Source organism: Deinococcus depolymerans, from assembly GCF_039522025.1.
Classification (GTDB): Bacteria; Deinococcota; Deinococci; order Deinococcales; family Deinococcaceae; genus Deinococcus; species Deinococcus depolymerans.
This window is the reverse complement of record NZ_BAAADB010000012.1, coordinates 205,256-220,428: the sequence shown is the minus strand read 5'-3', so window position 1 is coordinate 220,428 and position 15,173 is coordinate 205,256. Positions and strand designations below refer to the sequence as shown.

Annotated in this window: 17 protein-coding genes and 1 tRNA gene; 8 read left to right on the top strand and 10 right to left on the bottom strand. The window is 71.9% G+C overall.

The features are described 5' to 3' along the window. Positions 1-208: 208 nt before the first annotated feature. Positions 209-613 (bottom strand): hypothetical protein, encoded by a 405-nt coding sequence (locus ABDZ66_RS08285; protein ID WP_343757673.1) that lies wholly within the window; start codon positions 611-613, stop codon positions 209-211. Positions 614-748: 135 nt separating this feature from the next. On the opposite strand from ABDZ66_RS08285, the gene ABDZ66_RS08280 reads away from it, so the two are divergent. Continuing rightward, positions 749-1,597, top strand: a complete 849-nt coding sequence (locus ABDZ66_RS08280; RefSeq protein ID WP_343757672.1) for a metalloenzyme domain protein — start codon at positions 749-751, stop codon at positions 1,595-1,597. Positions 1,598-1,934: 337 nt separating this feature from the next. On the opposite strand, the gene ABDZ66_RS08275 is transcribed toward ABDZ66_RS08280, so the two are convergent. The 7 genes from ABDZ66_RS08275 to ABDZ66_RS08245 form a co-directional block, all read right to left on the bottom strand. Then, on the bottom strand, positions 1,935-2,543 hold the full coding sequence (locus ABDZ66_RS08275; RefSeq protein WP_343757670.1) for a phosphoribosylanthranilate isomerase: 609 nt from the start codon (positions 2,541-2,543) through the stop codon (positions 1,935-1,937). Beyond that, positions 2,540-2,785: a hypothetical protein gene (locus ABDZ66_RS08270; RefSeq protein WP_343757668.1), complete on the bottom strand. Its 246-nt coding sequence runs from the start codon at positions 2,783-2,785 to the stop codon at positions 2,540-2,542. The genes ABDZ66_RS08275 and ABDZ66_RS08270 overlap by 4 nt, the downstream gene beginning before the upstream one ends. Before the next feature lie 53 nt (positions 2,786-2,838). Then, the gene (locus ABDZ66_RS08265) at positions 2,839-3,324 is read right to left on the bottom strand and encodes a hypothetical protein (protein WP_343757666.1); all 486 of its coding nucleotides are present in this window, start codon (positions 3,322-3,324) and stop codon (positions 2,839-2,841) included. Positions 3,325-3,576: 252 nt separating this feature from the next. Continuing rightward, complete coding sequence (gene cobT, locus ABDZ66_RS08260) at positions 3,577-4,644, bottom strand: nicotinate-nucleotide--dimethylbenzimidazole phosphoribosyltransferase (protein WP_343757663.1); 1,068 nt, start codon at positions 4,642-4,644, stop codon at positions 3,577-3,579. A 19-nt stretch (positions 4,645-4,663) separates the two neighbouring features. Beyond that, complete coding sequence (locus ABDZ66_RS08255) at positions 4,664-5,236, bottom strand: histidine phosphatase family protein (protein ID WP_343757661.1); 573 nt, start codon at positions 5,234-5,236, stop codon at positions 4,664-4,666. Between the two features lie 2 nt (positions 5,237-5,238). After that, positions 5,239-5,985: an adenosylcobinamide-GDP ribazoletransferase gene (locus ABDZ66_RS08250; RefSeq protein ID WP_343757658.1), complete on the bottom strand. Its 747-nt coding sequence runs from the start codon at positions 5,983-5,985 to the stop codon at positions 5,239-5,241. After that, on the bottom strand, positions 5,982-6,650 hold the full coding sequence (locus ABDZ66_RS08245) for a metal-dependent transcriptional regulator (protein WP_343757655.1): 669 nt from the start codon (positions 6,648-6,650) through the stop codon (positions 5,982-5,984). Before ABDZ66_RS08245 ends, ABDZ66_RS08250 begins: the two co-directional genes overlap by 4 nt. 77 nt (positions 6,651-6,727) lie before the next feature. Between ABDZ66_RS08245 and ABDZ66_RS08240 the strand changes: the two genes are divergently transcribed. From ABDZ66_RS08240 to ABDZ66_RS08215, 6 genes are all read left to right on the top strand, one after another. Beyond that, complete coding sequence (locus ABDZ66_RS08240) at positions 6,728-7,291, top strand: sigma-70 family RNA polymerase sigma factor (protein ID WP_343757653.1); 564 nt, start codon at positions 6,728-6,730, stop codon at positions 7,289-7,291. Continuing rightward, the gene (locus ABDZ66_RS08235) at positions 7,284-7,562 is read left to right on the top strand and encodes a hypothetical protein (protein ID WP_343757651.1); all 279 of its coding nucleotides are present in this window, start codon (positions 7,284-7,286) and stop codon (positions 7,560-7,562) included. The genes ABDZ66_RS08240 and ABDZ66_RS08235 overlap by 8 nt, the downstream gene beginning before the upstream one ends. Further along, positions 7,559-8,341, top strand: coding sequence for a transcriptional regulator (locus ABDZ66_RS08230; RefSeq protein ID WP_343757649.1), 783 nt, complete (start codon positions 7,559-7,561; stop codon positions 8,339-8,341). The genes ABDZ66_RS08235 and ABDZ66_RS08230 overlap by 4 nt, the downstream gene beginning before the upstream one ends. Positions 8,342-8,377: 36 nt before the next feature. Further along, entirely contained in the window at positions 8,378-9,643 is a 1,266-nt protein-coding gene (locus ABDZ66_RS08225; protein WP_343757646.1) for a DUF1800 domain-containing protein, read from the top strand. Positions 9,644-9,745: 102 nt separating this feature from the next. Beyond that, positions 9,746-10,918, top strand: coding sequence for a DUF1501 domain-containing protein (locus ABDZ66_RS08220; RefSeq protein WP_343757644.1), 1,173 nt, complete (start codon positions 9,746-9,748; stop codon positions 10,916-10,918). Beyond that, positions 10,915-11,391, top strand: a complete 477-nt coding sequence (locus ABDZ66_RS08215; RefSeq protein ID WP_343757642.1) for a hypothetical protein — start codon at positions 10,915-10,917, stop codon at positions 11,389-11,391. Before ABDZ66_RS08220 ends, ABDZ66_RS08215 begins: the two co-directional genes overlap by 4 nt. Before the next feature lie 160 nt (positions 11,392-11,551). Here ABDZ66_RS08215 and ABDZ66_RS08210 read toward each other — a convergent pair whose 3' ends face one another. Beyond that, positions 11,552-12,475: a GNAT family N-acetyltransferase gene (locus tag ABDZ66_RS08210; RefSeq protein ID WP_343757640.1), complete on the bottom strand. Its 924-nt coding sequence runs from the start codon at positions 12,473-12,475 to the stop codon at positions 11,552-11,554. Between the two features lie 531 nt (positions 12,476-13,006). On the opposite strand from ABDZ66_RS08210, the gene tkt reads away from it, so the two are divergent. Continuing rightward, positions 13,007-14,986 carry a transketolase gene (tkt, locus tag ABDZ66_RS08205; RefSeq protein ID WP_343757638.1) on the top strand — a complete coding sequence of 660 codons (1,980 nt, stop codon included), beginning with the start codon at positions 13,007-13,009 and terminating at the stop codon, positions 14,984-14,986. 53 nt (positions 14,987-15,039) lie between these two features. Here the strand turns inward: tkt and ABDZ66_RS08200 are convergent. After that, positions 15,040-15,116 (bottom strand) — tRNA-Arg (locus ABDZ66_RS08200). Positions 15,117-15,173 lie beyond the last annotated feature (57 nt).

Sequence of the window (15,173 nt, the reverse complement as noted above, 5' to 3'; positions counted from 1 at the left end):
GAAGGGCCGCGTGGGGCCGGATGGCCTCACTGAGCAGATGCCGAACCGCTGCGTGGCGTAACTCTTCGCCTTCCAGCAGCGTGTTGATCCGGTTGGCCTCCGCCTCCGCAGGGGTCAGAAGCTGCTGAAATGCGGTGAAGGTCGCCTCGTCCACCTCTCGCCCGTTAATCTGATGTCGTCCATGGCTGGTTGTCGTGGTGATCATCGCTCAGCCCCCCACCAGTGGGGTGAGTTTGAGGAAGGTGACGTCCAGTGGTTCGTCGAGGCGCAGGGTGACGGTCTCGTCGAGGCTCTCGGCCTGCTGGTCGCCGATCAGGATGATCAGGCCGTTGCGGGTGAAGGCTTCGGTGGCGCGGGCGTACTGCTGTTCCCAGTGGACGCGGTGTGGGCGTGGGGGGGTGGGGCTGTTCAGGTCGCGTTCCATGCCTTCGGGGATGACGAGCCCCCGGAAGCGTTGGGTCTGGGTGGCGTTGTGGTCGGTGCATTCCTGGTAGACGCGGCGGCGGATGAGTTCGCGGATGGTGACGGTTTCCTCGGTGAAGTCGAGGGTGAGGGCCGGGGTGGGGTGGGGGCGGGTGGTGGTCTCGTCGAGGATCTGTACGGTGTAGCTCATGAGTTCGCCTCCTGATTATGTTGACAGCGTATCACGGTGGTGGGTCAATTGCAGTGCAGATCACACCGCAGGTGGACGGTGTGACCCTCACGGTGATCCAGGCCACGCGGACTATGCTGCCCGGATGGAGCACGCATGAGGGGAATCGTGTGGCTGGCGCTGGACGGCGTGGGGCACCCGCATGACGCGCCGCCGGGCAGCGTGTGGGAGCAGGACCTCCCGGCGCTGCGGCCGCTGGTGGACGCGGGCCGGTGTCTGGACGCGACGCTGGGCGTGCCGGGCCTGCCGCAGTCCGGGACGGGGCAGGCCTGCTGGTTGACCGGGACGGACGCCGTGGCCCTGATGGGTGAGCATTTCGGGCCGCAGCCGGGGCCGACGCTGCAACGCCTGCTGGCTGCGCAGAGCCTGCCGGTGCGGCTGGCGCGGGCGGGCGGCCGGGCAGCGCTGGTGAACCATTACGTTCCGGCTTACTTCGAGGCGGCGGCGGCAGGGGGCCGGAACCGCATGGGGTGCTTTCCGTTCTCGTTCCGCGCGGCGGGGTGGCCGCTGAACCCGCCGGGCGTGCCGCTGGTGGGCGCGACGCTGGGCCTGGGGTACGCGCGTCCCTGGCCGGAGGAAGGCAGCCCTGAACGCTGGGGGCAGCTGGGCGCGGCCCTGGCGGACGCCGTAGCCGGGCATGACCTGATCGCGGCGGACCTGTGGTTCGGGGACCTGCTGGGGCACGCGGGCGCGCAGCCGGTCCCGCCGGACGCGCTGACGGCGGGCCGCACGTACCTGCGCCGGGTGGACGCCCTGCTGGCCGGACTGCTGGACGCGGGGGCGCGGGTGGTGGTCAGCAGCGATCACGGGAACCTGGAGGACCTGGGCGTGAAGGGCCACACGCGGGCGCGCGTGCCGTTCGCGGGGTCCGGCGTGAACCTGGGGTCGCCCGTGAACGTGGTGGAGGCCGGGCGGGTGCTGGCCGGCTGGTTCGGCCTGCCGTGAGGGGCGGGTGGGGGGTGCAGACTGGCTGTACAGCGCCCGGCACGACCGGTAGAATCGCGGTCATTGACACAGTGAGTTCAGAGCGGGCCGTTCTGCGGCGCGCCGTCCGTGCTGCCGCCGGTCGGGGGGGCCGCGCCGCACGGCGTGAATTCCCAAAGTTATCCACAGGCTTATCCACAACCCCTGTGGAAAGCCTGTGGATAAGCGTCCGCACCGGAGGGCAGACAGCCTGTCTTTTGTTCGTCCCGGTCGCAGAATGTCACGCGGCACGCGCACTTCCGCATCAGGGCGCCGGTTATCCACAGGCTTCCGTTTCACTGTGGATAACTCCTGTTGGTTACAGGGACCGGACTGCACGGACGAAGTCACTCACCAGCTGCCCGTCCTTCACGCCGGCCCTGGCTTCCAGCCGACTGACCGCGTCGACCGCGGCTGGCCTCAGGGCCTGAATGGCCGCCGCCACGTTCGCCGGGCCGAGCCCACCGGCCAGCCACGCCCCGCGCGGGAACACGTCGCGTAGCGCCGCCCAGTCGAGCGGCACACCACCGCCCGGTTCCGGGGCGTCCAGCATCAGGGTCACGCCGGGTTCGTCCCTCCACATGTCGGCCTCCGCCGCCAGATCGGCGGGGCGCACGACACGCAGAACGGGATAATACGCGGCGACCTGCCTCACGTAAAGACTTGACAAAGGCCCGTGAAGCTGCACGGCACTGACGCGCGCGGCCTCCGCGGTGCGCAGCACCTCGTCCAGCCCCTGGCCCAGAAAGACGCCGATGCGTGCCACGACCGGCCCCACGTTCAGGCCCGCCTCGCGCGCCACCTGCGGCGTCACCAGCCGCCTGCTGACCGGCGCGAAGATGAAGCCCAGCGCGTCCACCCCGGCCTCGGCACTCAGGACCGCGTCGCGCACGCTGGTCGTGCCGCACACCTTCACCCGCACCGTCACTGCGGCTCCCGCGCGGCTTCCAGTTCGCTCACGCGCGACTCCAGCGCCCGCACCTGCCGCGTCAGGGCCAGCAGCAGCAGCGCGTAATGGTCGTACAGTTTTGGGCGTTCCATGCGCGCCTCGCCGCTCATCCAGTCACCCAGCAACCGCTCGGCCTCGCGCAGCACCTCGTCGTCCGGCACGTCCCGGTAACTGCGGCTGCCCAGAATCTCCCGCGCAAAATTCAATTCCCGGTCACTCATGCGCGCCATTCTCGCTGAACGGCGCGCCGCCCACCATGACCGCCGCCTTCAGGTCACCTCCCCTGCGCGTGGCGGCGCACCCACGCGGCACTGCGATTCGTCAGGAAGCCCACCACCGGCAGCAGGCCCGACATGGCCGCCATCATGACCGCCATGGTGGCCGCGACCGGCAGCAGGCTCAGGACAATCAGAGGTGCGCTCAGCAGGTCATGCAGCGAGTACAGCGCGCCCGCCACGAACGACACCAGCACGCCCGTCAGCAGCCCCTGTGCCGCCACGCGCCACCACGCCGTGTCGAGCGGGCGGTGCCACGCGGCCAGACCCAGGCTGCACAACCACGCCGCCACGCCCACCGATCCCGTGATGGGCACGAAGAACATGAACTTCGTCCACTCGTCGGTCACGCGCATGTAGGGGTGTCCCCAGAACAGCCGCGTGAGCCACAGCAGGCACAGCGTCCCGATCAGCAACGCGTCCAGGCCCGTTCCCAGCACCGTGCGGGGTGAGAGGACTGCGCGCAGGGCCGCCCAGCGGGTCATGCGCCCAGCGTAACCGGGATGCGGGCGGGCCGCTGCGTCATCTGACGGATGCCCGCCGGGGGTAGCGGCCCTGACTCCGCTCCTGCTCCTCGCCTCATACGGACTCCGATTGAATGGCTGACAAAGCCGTTCAATCCGAGCGGATGCGACTCGTAGAGCTGCTCCGCAGAGGAGGAGCTGGGCGGGTTCCGGACGTGGAGCTGGCAATCCGGTGAAGTTCCGGATTTTCGGCGAAACAAACGGCAGTCCGTATCAGGCGCCCGGCACGCCCGCCTCGGCGAAGGTTCGCATCTCGCGGAGGGTGGCGGCCGCGCCGAGCAGCATCGGCGCGGCCAGCACGCCGCCGGTGCCCTCGCCCAGGCGGAGGTTCAGGTGGAACATGGGCTTCAGGCCCAGGTGCGCGAGTTGCGCCGCGTGTCCGATCTCGGCGCACTGTCCGGCGGGGAACAGGTGGTCGCGCAGGTGCGGGGCGAGGGCGGCGCCGATCAGGGCGGCGCTGCCTTCCACGAAACCGTCGAGGATCACTGCCCGGTGTGAGGCTGCCGCCTGGAGCATGACCCCCAGCATGGCCGCGATCTCGAAGCCGCCGAACTGGGCGAGCACCTCCAGTGGGTCGGTGGTGGGCGTGCGGTCCAGCGCCGTGCGGATCACGGCGACCTTGTGGGCCAGCCGCGCGTCGTCCACGCCGGTGCCGCGCCCCGTGACCTGCGCGGCGTCCAGGTTCAGGAGGCGGGCGGTGATGGCGGCGGCCGGGGTGGTGTTCCCGATGCCCATCTCGCCGGGAATCAGGATGTCCGCGCCGTCCTCGATGGCCCGGCGGGCCAGGGCCGCGCCTGCCAGGATCAGCGCCTGCGCCTCCTGCGGTGTCATGGCCGCCTGCACGCTCAGGTCATGCGTGCCGCACCGCAGGGCCGCGCGGACCAGCGCCGGGTGCTCCGGCAACTCGGCGTTCACTCCGGCGTCCATCACGTACACCCGCGCGCCCACTGCCCGCGCCAGGGCGTTCACGGCCGCGCCGCCCGGCCCGGCGGGCGTGTCCGCCAGGAAGTTCGCGACCATCGCCGGGGTCACCTCGGGCGGGTAGGCGCTGACGCCCGCGCGGGCCACGCCGTGATCCCCGGCCGCGACGATGACTGCCACGCCGCGCGGGTCGGGGCGCTCGCTGCCCAGCACGCCCGCCAACCGCACGGCGAGGTCTTCCAGATCACCCAGCGCCCCGGCGGGTTTGGTCAGTTGCGCCTGCCGCGCCCGCGCCCGCGTCATCACCCCCGCGTCGGCAGGCTGGATGGCGTTCAGGAGGGCCGTCAGGTCAGGATGCATCAGCGGGCATTCTGCCCGTTCAGGGAGGCGGGCGCAGCGCGGTCAGCCACCAGTGCCCCCCTTCGCGGCGCAGCGTGGCGACCGTGCCGGGCGGCGTGGCGACCGCCGCGAGGCCCACGGTGAGGCGCAGCGCGGCCAGCAGCGGCCCGGCGTGCGTGAAGGCCACCGCCTCGCCGGCGGGCAGGGTGTCCAGCCACGCCTGCACGCGGGCGTGAAAGCCCTGGCCGGTGTCGCCGCCGGGGGGACCGTGGGGGCTGTGGGGGTCGCCCAGCGCGTCGATCCAGGTGCGGGGCGCGTCGCCGTGCGCGGCTTCCAGTTCGGTCCAGGTGTGCCCGGCCATCACGCCGAAACTCGCCTCTGCCAGCGCGGGTTGGGGCAGGGCGTGCGGGAAGCCGGCCAGCCGCGCGGTCTGCCGGGCGCGGCCCAGCGGGGACGTGAACGCCAGCGCGCCCCGGGGCAGGTCGAGGCGGCGGGCCAGTTCTGCCCCGGCGGGCGTGAGGGGCGCGTCCTCGTGCGGGTGCGGGTAACGGCGCTGCGCGTTCGGGAGGGTGGGCGCGTGACGCACCAGATGCAGCGTCAGGCCCCCGGGCATGCTCAGCGACCCCAGGCGAACGCGGTCAGCGCGAGCAGTTCCGCCGTGACCACGATCATGCCGTACGTGTCGCCGTTCAGGCCGCCGCCCAGCCGCCGCGCCGCGAATGCCGCCACCAGCAGCGCGCCCACCAGGGCCGAGAGCCACGCCGCCCACGCGCCGGGGATCAGCAGGGTGGGCGCGGCGAGCAGCAGCGCGGCCCAGAGGCGACCCTCGCGCGAGCGGGCGCCCAGGCTCTCGGCACGCGCGGCGGGGTAGGTGTTCATGGGAATCAGTAGCAGCGTCCGCGCCGCCACGGCAGCCACCAGCGGCGCCAGCGGCGGAATGGGGGCCGACAGCAGACTCCAGAGCAGCAGCAGGGACAGCCCCCCGGTCGCCAGTCCGAACGCGCCCACGTGCACGTCGCGCAGGATCACCAGCCGCTCCGCGGGGGTCTTCATGGCGAACAGGGCGTCGGCGCTGTCCACCAGTCCGTCGAAGTGCAGCATCCCGGTCAGCAGCAGCCACGCGCCCACGCCCAGCGCGGCGGTCACGCCGCCGGGCAGCGGCACGTCCAGCCACAGCAGCCCCGTCACCACGCCGCCCACGGCGTACCCGGCGAGCGGGTAGTACGCGCTGGCCCGCGCGAAGTCCCCGTCCCGGATCTCGGTGACGTGCGGCAGCGGCAGGGTCGTCAGGAACGTCAGGGCCAGGTGCGCGGCCCGCAGCTGCCGCCGGACGCGGCCCGGGTGGGAGGCGGGCAGCGTCATGCGTGGGGCGCGGCCACGTGCACCTGCGCGGCGACCCCCAGCGACACGGTCAGGGTGTGTCCGTCCACCCAGACGGTCAGGGTGCCCAGGGCCGTGTCGATCTCGCGGACTTCCAGGGTCGCGCCGGGGGTCAGGCCCACGTTCAGCAGGGTCCGCAGTTGCCCGGCGTCTCCGTCCGGGACGCGCGTGACGGTCACCTCGTCGCCCACGGCCTGCTGCGACAGGCGGCGCTCGGCGCGGGTGGGCATCTCGCCCTGCAGGGTGGGGATCGGGTCGCCGTGCGGGTCGTGCGTGGGGTCGCCCAGCCACGCGGCGATGCGGGCTTCCAGGCGTTCGCTCAGGGCGTGCTCGAGCCGCTCGGCCTCCTCGTGCAGTTCGTCGAGCGGCACGCCGAGCGCGCGGTGCAGGAACAGTTCCAGCAGGCGGTGGTGGCGCAGGACTTCCATGGCGACGCGTTCACCCTCGGCGGTCAGGCGGGCGCCCTGGTACGGGGCGTGCGACACGAGGCCCTGTTCGGTCAGTTTTCGCAGCATGCCGGTGGCGCTGGCGGGCGCGACGTTCAGGGCGTCGGCCAGTGCCTGGGTGCTGACCTTGCCCGTCTGCCCGAGGCGCAGCAGGTGCTTGAGGTAATCCTCGGCGGAAGGCGAGAGGGAACGGGCCGTCATGCCCCCCAGTGTAGCCGGGGGGGGTGCGGGGCAGGCGGGCGGAACTTTTCCAGGTGACGGGACCTCTAAGCTGTGAGGTGACCTTGAATGACGCCCTGGATTCCCTGTCTGACCCGGAACTCGCGCGGCTGGCCGTGCGGGACGAGCGGGCCTTCGAGGTGCTCGTGACCCGTCACGCGCCGGCCGTGCACCGGCTGGCGGCGCTGAACGTCGGGCCGGGCGCGGCGGACGAGGTCGTGCAGGACGTGTTCGTGGCCGCGCACCGGGGCCTGCGGGGCTTCCGGGGAGACGCGCAGTTCAGCACGTGGCTGCACCGCATCACCCTGAACGCCTGCACGAAAACCCTGGGCCGCCACCGTCCCAGCGTGCCGCTGGAGGACGCGCCGGAACCCGCCTCCGCGCAGAACCTGACGCGCGCCGCCGAGGTCACGCAGCTCCGCGAGCAGCTCTCGGCGGCGCTGCGGACCCTGCCGCCCGAGCAGCGCGAGGCGGTGACGCTGCGCGAGGTGTCGGGCCTGGAGTACGCCGAGATCGCCGCGCTGACCGGCGCGGAACTCGGCACCGTCAAGAGCCGCATCAATCGGGGCCGCGCGGCCCTGCGGGCGTGGCTGACCTGCGCCGGAGTGACCCCCCATGACTGACCACCCGAATGACCTGCCGGACCCTGACCTGGACACCCTGCTGGCGCAGGCCCGCACCCTGACGCCCGAGGATCACGGCGCGGCCGGGCGGTTCCTGACGGGCCACCGTGCGCGGCAGGCGCAGCAGCGGACCCGGCGGGCCGGGTGGGTGTCGGCGGCGCTCGCCTCGGCGGCGGTCGTGGCGGGCCTGACCGTGCTGCGCCCCACCCCGGCCCTGCCGAGCAGCGCGGCGTACGACGCCTACCAGAGCGCCTGGGGAGAGGGCTGGTGAGGCGGGCCGCGCGGCTGGGAACCGCCCTGCTGCTCGCCGCGCTGGGCGGCGCGGCGCATGCCAGCGACACGGACGACCTGCTCTCTGCCCTGAAGCGGGCGCGGACGCTCGCGGCGCGCGGGCAGGCCGAGGTGACGGTGCTGTTCCCGCCGCGCGCCGTGCCCACCCGCGCCGCGAACGCCCTGCCGGTCGTGGCGGTGCGGCCGGCGCTGCTGCTGAAGAATTTCACGGTGGTCAGCGCCGGGCCGCAGTCCGTGGCAGGCCGGGACGCCGTGCGCTTCGACCTGACGCCGAAGGTGGGCGGCGCGGGCCGCTGGTCGCTGTGGGTGGACCGCGCGTGGAACGTGCCGCTGGCCTTCGAGGAACGCCGCGCGGACGGTGCGGTGGTGCGCCGCGCGGCGTTCCTGAAGGTGAACGCCGCGCCGGTGAAGGTCGCGGCGGCGGTGACGGCCATTCCGGCGGGGCTGCGCGTGGCGCTGGGGCGGGCGCTGCCGGGCCTGAGTCTCCCGGCGGGGTTCACGCCGGTGGGCGTCCGTACCCGCGAGGCGGGCGGCCTGGAAATCGCCCTGAGTGACGGCCTGAACGTGCTGGCGCTGGTGCTGGCCCCGCAGGACGTCCGGGGTGCGCCGGGCGTGGCGTCCCGGCGGGTGGGGAACGCGTTCGTGTGGCTGGTCGGGAACCTCCCGGACACCGAGTTGCGCGCGGCGCTGGCGGGGGTGCGGCGGGCCTCGCCGGACGCCCTGGGAACTTTTGCGGGGCCGGGGGACTCCAATCCCTAGACCACGGTTCACCGCACCCCGTTTCAAGGAGACCCCATGACCCTGACCCCCCTGACCCGCAAGCTCACGGCCGAGGACGCCGCGCACTTCCTGCGCCGCACGGCGTTCGGCGCGACCGACGCGCAGATCCGCGCGCTGGTGGGCAAGGACGCCCGCACGGCCGCGCGCGAGGCCCTGGCGTTCGACCAGACGACCGCGCCCGGCAATCCCTTCGATCCCATGCAGGGGGCCGGGCCGGGGCCGATGATCCAGCTGACGCGCGGCGCGTGGCTGTTCGAGCTGGTGTACGGCCCGCACCCGCTGCGCGAGAAACTGGCCCTGACCTGGAGCAATCACTTCGTGGTCGGCACCGACAAGGTCCGGAACGTGCACGCGCTGGCCGGGTACCTGGGGCTGCTGCGGCGGCACGCGGCGACCGCGAGTTTCGAGCGGTTCACGCTGGAGGTCGCGCAGTCCCCGGCGATGCTGCGCTACCTCGACAACGACCAGAACCGCCGGGGGAAACCGAACGAGAATTTCAGCCGGGAGCTGCTGGAACTGTTCACGACCGGCATCGGGCCGTACTCCGAGGAGGACGTGCGCGAGGGCGCGCGCGCCCTGACCGGCTGGACCTTCGAGGGTGGGCGCGGCAACCAGAACTACCTGGAACCGTCACGGTTCGTGTTCCTGGAACGGCAGCACGATCCGGGCCGCAAGACGTACCTGGGCCACAGCGGAGAGCTGCGCGGCGAGGACATCGTCCGGCTGGCCGCCACGCACCCGCGGACGGCCGCGTTCGTGAGCCGCAAACTGCACCGCGCGTTCCTGGCCGACACGCCGGACGAGGCGGCCGTGCAGGGCAGCGCCGAGACGTGGCGGCGCACGAACGGGAACGTGCGGGCCGTGCTGGAGGAACTGCTGGCCAGCGAGGCCTTCTACGCCAGCCGCGCGCGGATCATCCGCAGTCCGGTCGAGTACGTGGTGGGCGCGCTGCGCACCCTGGGGCAGCCGAAACTGGATGCCAAGGCCCTGTTGAACCTCACGCAGACGGCCGGGCGCATGGGGCAGGTGCTGCTGCAACCCGAGAACGTCAAGGGCTGGGACGGCGGGCGCGAGTGGATCAACGACACCACCCTGCTGCTGCGCCTGCAGCTCGCGGCGGCCCTGACGCTGGGCGGCAAGGCTCCGCCCCTGACGGCCGCGCCGTCCGCGCTGGCGCTGACCGGCCTGGAACGCCCGCCCAGCGCGGCGGCCACCCTGAAGCTGAACCCGCAGCAGGCGACGTACCTGCACCTGATCAGCCCCGAATTCCAGCTCGCCTGACCCTGTCCGGCGGCCGGGCTGTGGGCTGCGGGCACCGTGCCCGACACTGTTCTTCCTGTTCTTTTCTTCCTGTTCTTTCTGAACCTTCCGGGAGGTTTATCCGTGACGAACCGACGTGATTTCCTGAAACTCTCCGCGCTGGCGGCGGCCGCCACGACCGGCATGCCGGGCTTCCTGGCGCGCGCCGCCGCGCAGGCCGGCGGCAGCAAGACCCTGGTCGTGATTCAGCTGACCGGCGGGAACGACGGCCTGAACACCCTCGTTCCGTACAGCAACGGCGCGTACTACGCCGCGCGGCCCACCATCGCCATCCCGAGGAAGGACGTGCTGACCCTCACGCCGGACCTGGGCATGCACCCCGCGCTGCGGCCGCTGATGGGCCTGTGGGACAGTGGCCGCATGGCCTGGATGGAGAACGTGGGCTACCCGAACCCGAACCGCAGTCACTTTGCCAGCATGGCGATCTGGCACACGGCGGACCCCTCGCAGGCGCAGTCGGACGGCTGGATCGGCCGTCTGGCCGAGAAGATCGGCGATCCGTTCTGCGCCAGCAACATCGGCGCGGCCACGCCGCAGGCGCTGCGGGCCAGCGAGTTCAGCCTGCCCAGCATCGACACGGTCGAGAACTTCCAGCTGAAACTCCCGCAGGGTCTGGGTGGCGCGTTCGGGGACATGCTGGACGCCGCCAGGAGCGGTGAGGCGGCGTTCCTGACGCAGGCGACCCGGCAGATGATGAAGAACACGGCGCGCGTGCAGGCCAACGCCCAGAAGTACCGTTCGGGCGCGACGTATCCGGACGGGAAGTTCGCGGCGCAGCTGCGCGACACGGCCCGCCTGATCGCCGCCGGGGTGGGGCAGCGGGTGCTGTACGTGTCGCTGGGCGGCTTCGACACGCACGCCGGGCAGCGCGCCGAGCAGGACGAACTGCTGGGCACGCTCGCGTCGGGTCTCGCGGCATTCCACGCGGACCTGGAACGGCAGGGGCTGGCCGAGAACGTGGTCGTCATGGGCTTCTCCGAGTTCGGGCGGCGCGTCGCCGAGAACGGCAGCGCCGGCACCGATCACGGCAAGGGCAGCGTGATGTTCGCGCTCGGGCAGGGTGTCAGGGGCGGCATTCACGGCAGCAGCCCGGACCTGGAGGACCTGTCGGACGGGGACATCAAGTACCGGCAGGATTTCCGGGGCGTGTACGCCGAGGCGCTGAGCGGCTGGCTGGGCCTGAACGCCCGCGAGATCCTGAACGGCGACTTCCGGGGTCCGGGCTGGCTGGCATGAAGGCCGCAGGCAGGGTGACGCTGGCGCTGGCGGCGCTGCTGGGCGGCGCGGCGCTGGCCCTCCCGAAGTACCGCCTGCAGGCCGCGCCGCAACTGCACCTGACGGATGGGAACGAGCTGTGGCAGCTGGACCGCCGCGTGATGCCCTGCACGTACTGCCACGTGCGCGGGTCGGGCGGTGCGCCCTGGAACCCGTTCGGGCAGGCCATCCAGGCGACCTTCCGCCGCGAGGCGGAGGCGGGCCGCGCCGTGAAGTTCCCGCAGGCGCTGTCAGTCCTGCTCGAATCGAACGGGGACGCGGACGGCGACGGGTACCCGGACGCGCTGGAGATCTTTGCGAAGACCCTGCCCGGCGATCCGGCCAGCCGCCCGGAGCAGCCCGTGGCCGACCTTCAGGTCGAGTTCGACGCGGCGGGCGGCGCGGCGCAGTTCGCCCCGCCTGCACCCGGCGGAAAGGACGCCGGGAACAAATAAAAAATCCGCCTCTGCGGGCGGCGGCGTTTCTTTCGATTGATAGGAACAGAATACCCCGGAATGCAGGAACCGTCAAGCCTATGCACAGGCACCGGAAAACCCGCCCTGACACGCCCCTGTTTCAGGGCGTCCGGGCGGGATATGCAGCGTGTGCCTGCGCTCAGAGGTCTTTCTCCCAGGTGATCCACATGCGTTCCGTGCGGTAGCCCAGGCGGGTGTTCACGCGCAGCATGGGGAGGTTCAGGACCGTGCCGCCCGTCCCGGCGTGCGCGAACCCCTCCCCTTTCGCCCAGGTCAGCGCGTGGGCTTTCAGGGCGGTCATCACGCCCCGGCGGCGGTGGTCCGGGTGGGTGACGGTTCCCTCGCTGTCCACTTCCGTGCCACGTGGGGTGAGGCGGGTCAGGGCGACGATCTGCCCGCGCCAGCGCGTGACGAACGCGGCCTCCTCCCGCCGGATGACGTCGCGCAGCCCGTCACGGGTGAGGGGGTCGGGCGTGGTGGTGGGGTTGCGCGGCTGGTCGCGCACGCCAGTCTGGTGCAGCGCGTGCAGGGCGTCCCAGTCGGCGTCGGGGGCGTCCGGGGTGAGGCGTTCGGGTTCGTACCCCGCCAGGAACAGCCGCTCCTGCGCTGCCTCGAAGAGCGCGGGGTCGAAGGTGGTCAGGTCCAGGTGCGCGCCCCAGGACTGCCAGGCGTTGCGGAACCCGGCCGCCGCGAAGAAGGTCATCTGCTCCGTGAAGTCCTCGCGGGTGACGCCCAGCACGCGCCGGAACCCGCCCGGCGCTTCGGCCAGCTGCGCCAGCAGCAGCGGCGTGAAGCAGGCAGCGTCCCCGGCCACGTCCAGGCGCAGGGCGTCCGGCACGCCCTCCCCGAACGGTGCGAGGCGTGCGGTGGCGATCACCACGCCGTCCTGCTCGGCGACGAGGCGGGTGGGGCGGGTGCCGGGCTGCGCCTCCCGGAAGTGTTCGGGTGCGTAGGTCCAGTGGCCGCGCACGCCCTCGGTCACGAGGCGGGCGACGGCTGCGGCGTCGGCGGCGCGCAGGGGGCGCAGGGTGGGGAGGTGGTCGGTGCGGTGTGCGTGGGTCATGCGGCCATGGTGCGCGGCGTCCCATGCCGGGGGCGAACCGGGGGGGTAAGCCTTCTGGCCTAGTGGTGGATGGGGGAGCCTGCGGTCCGTGCATATGCGGCGTGCCTGTCCGGCCGAGGAGCCGGCCGCGGCCGGCTGGAGATGGAGGTCGGGTGAAGATACACGGGTCCGCATACTCAGACTCTATTCACGGAAGGGCTTGACCTTTTTACGCCACTGGCGTATTATGTCTTTACCGGAACGGAGGCGACGTTGGTGCGCCTGCACCCCAGGACGGATACCGGCCCCAGATCACGTTTCCCGACCCCCGCATCGGCGAATCCTGCGCGGTCAGCCCCACACCCTCACAGAGCCCAGTCAGGCCGCCCGTCACCCCGACGGGCGGCCTCCTTCTGCCTGCGCGTGGGGGAGCACGTTCCCGCCCGTGGCCGCTGCCCGGTCGCCTCTCCACGGAGCCTATCTATGGGAGTGTGAAGGTGTCTCCATAAGTGTACACAGTACACATACTCTTCTCGGGGTAGGATACGCAACATGTCCAGCGACATCTCCCAGCTGAGTGTGAACACCATCCGCACCCTGAGCATCGACGCCGTGCAGGCCGCCAACAGCGGCCACCCAGGCGCTCCCCTCGGCGCCGCCCCCATGGCGTACGCGGTGTGGCAGGACTTCCTGCGCTTCAACCCCACACACCCCGAATGGGCCGGCCGCGACCGCTTCGTGCTGTCCGCCGGGCACGCCAGCATGCTGATCTACAGCCTGCTGCACCTCACCGGCTACGACATGCCCCTCGAGGAACTCAGGAACTTCCGCCAGTGGGGCAGCAAGACCCCCGGCCACCCCGAGTTCTTCCACACCCCCGGCCTCGACGCCACCACCGGCCCGCTCGGGCAGGGCGCCGCGATGACCGTCGGCATGGCCATGGCCGAGGCGCACCTCGCCGCGCGCTACAACCGCCCCGGCTTCCCCATCTTCGACAACCACACCTACGCCATCCTCGGTGACGGCGACCTGCAAGAAGGCGTGAACCACGAGGCCGCCGCCCTGGCCGGCCACCTGCGCCTGAACAAACTGATCTGGCTGCACGACGACAACGAAGTCCAGCTGGACACCGCCACCAGCAAGGCCGAAAGCGAGAACACCGCCCAGCGCTACGAGGCGTACGGCTGGAACGTCCTGAAGGTCAAGGACGGCAACGACCTCGACGCCATCCGCGCCGCCATCCGCGAGGCGCACGCCAGCGACCGCCCCACCCTGATCCAGGTGCGCACCGTCATCGGCTTCGGCAGCCCCCGCGCCGGGACCAGCAAGGCCCACGGCGAACCCCTCGGCGCCGACGGCGTCAGCGCCACCAAGGCCGCCCTCGGCTGGGAGTACCCGCCCTTCACCGTGCCCGACGAGGTGCGCGCCCACATGGACGCCACGGAACGCGGCGCCAAACTGGAAGCCGACTGGAACGCCCTGATGGACGCCTACCGCGCCGCGCACCCCGACCTGGGTGCCGAGGTCGACGCCCTGCTGGCCCGCGACCTGCCCGCCAACCTCAGCGACGTGCTGCCCAGCTACGAGGTCGGCGGCAAGGGCGTCGCCACCCGCAACGCCAGCGGCGAGATCATCGGCGCGCTGGCCGCCGCCGTGCCCGGCCTGATGGGCGGCAGCGCCGACGTGTCCGGCAGCACCAAGACCACCATCAAGGACGGCGGCGAGATGCAGGCCGACAGCATGGGCGGCCGCAACGTCCTGTTCGGCGTGCGCGAGTTCGGCATGAGCGCCGCCGCCAACGGCCTGAGCCTCTACGGCGGCCTGCGCCCGCTGGTCGGCACGTTCCTGGTGTTCGCCGACTACCTCAAACCCGCCTTCCGCCTCAGCGCCATCCAGATGCAGCCCGTCACGTACGTCCTGACGCACGACTCCATCGGCCTGGGTGAGGACGGCCCCACCCACCAGCCCATCGACCAGCTGGCCATGCTGCGCGCCGTGCCCGGCGCCCACGTCATCCGCCCCGCCGACGCCAACGAGACGGCCGCCGCGTGGCAGATGGCCCTCGAGTACGACAAGGGCCCCACCGCCCTGGCCCTCACCCGCCAGGACCTGCCGATCCTGCCCCGCAACCACGCCGGCGTGAAGAAAGGCGCGTACGTGCTGCGTGACGCCGACGGCGCCGCCGGGGCCGCGCAGGTCATCCTGATCGCCTCGGGCAGCGAGGTCAGCCTCGCCCTGGAGGCCGCCGAATCCCTGGCCGCCGAGGGCATCCAGGCGCGCGTGGTCAGCATGCCCTGCATGGAAGTCTTCCGCGCGCAGGACCGCAGCTACCGCGACAGCGTCCTGACGCCCGGCGTCAAACGCGTCGCCATCGAGGCCGCCAGCAAGGGCCCCTGGTACGAGTGGGTCGGCACGGACGGCGCCGTGATCGGCATGGACACCTTCGGCGCCAGCGCGCCCGCCAGCGTGCTGTTCGAGAAGTTCGGCTTCAGCGTCGCCAACGTCACCAAGGTCGTCAAGAGCGTCCTGTAAGCCCCGCACCGAGAAGCCGGACCCGCTCAGCAATGAGGGGTCCGGCTCTTCTGTGGTGCACTCGACTGGATTCGAACCAGTGGCCTGCCCCTTAGGAGGGGGCCGCTCTATCCAACTGAGCTACGAGTGCGGGCGGTGGCTGGGCGCGTTCCGGCGCGCAGCGGGGATTATAGCAGGGCGGCCCGTG

What these genes read in the sequence shown, in the direction of transcription:
- ABDZ66_RS08245 (WP_343757655.1), bottom strand. Translation starts at nt 6,650, where the DNA reads ATGACGGCCCGTTCCCTCTCGCCTTCCGCCGAGGATTACCTCAAGCAC.
- ABDZ66_RS08255 (WP_343757661.1), bottom strand. Translation starts at nt 5,236, where the DNA reads ATGCCCGGGGGCCTGACGCTGCATCTGGTGCGTCACGCGCCCACCCTC.
- ABDZ66_RS08270 (WP_343757668.1), bottom strand. Translation starts at nt 2,785, where the DNA reads ATGAGTGACCGGGAATTGAATTTTGCGCGGGAGATTCTGGGCAGCCGC.
- ABDZ66_RS08210 (WP_343757640.1), bottom strand. Translation starts at nt 12,475, where the DNA reads ATGACCCACGCACACCGCACCGACCACCTCCCCACCCTGCGCCCCCTG.
- ABDZ66_RS08215 (WP_343757642.1), top strand. Translation starts at nt 10,915, where the DNA reads ATGAAGGCCGCAGGCAGGGTGACGCTGGCGCTGGCGGCGCTGCTGGGC.
- ABDZ66_RS08280 (WP_343757672.1), top strand. Translation starts at nt 749, where the DNA reads ATGAGGGGAATCGTGTGGCTGGCGCTGGACGGCGTGGGGCACCCGCAT.
- tkt (WP_343757638.1), top strand. Translation starts at nt 13,007, where the DNA reads ATGTCCAGCGACATCTCCCAGCTGAGTGTGAACACCATCCGCACCCTG.
- ABDZ66_RS08285 (WP_343757673.1), bottom strand. Translation starts at nt 613, where the DNA reads ATGAGCTACACCGTACAGATCCTCGACGAGACCACCACCCGCCCCCAC.
- ABDZ66_RS08225 (WP_343757646.1), top strand. Translation starts at nt 8,378, where the DNA reads ATGACCCTGACCCCCCTGACCCGCAAGCTCACGGCCGAGGACGCCGCG.
- ABDZ66_RS08250 (WP_343757658.1), bottom strand. Translation starts at nt 5,985, where the DNA reads ATGACGCTGCCCGCCTCCCACCCGGGCCGCGTCCGGCGGCAGCTGCGG.
- ABDZ66_RS08265 (WP_343757666.1), bottom strand. Translation starts at nt 3,324, where the DNA reads ATGACCCGCTGGGCGGCCCTGCGCGCAGTCCTCTCACCCCGCACGGTG.
- ABDZ66_RS08235 (WP_343757651.1), top strand. Translation starts at nt 7,284, where the DNA reads ATGACTGACCACCCGAATGACCTGCCGGACCCTGACCTGGACACCCTG.
- cobT (WP_343757663.1), bottom strand. Translation starts at nt 4,644, where the DNA reads ATGCATCCTGACCTGACGGCCCTCCTGAACGCCATCCAGCCTGCCGAC.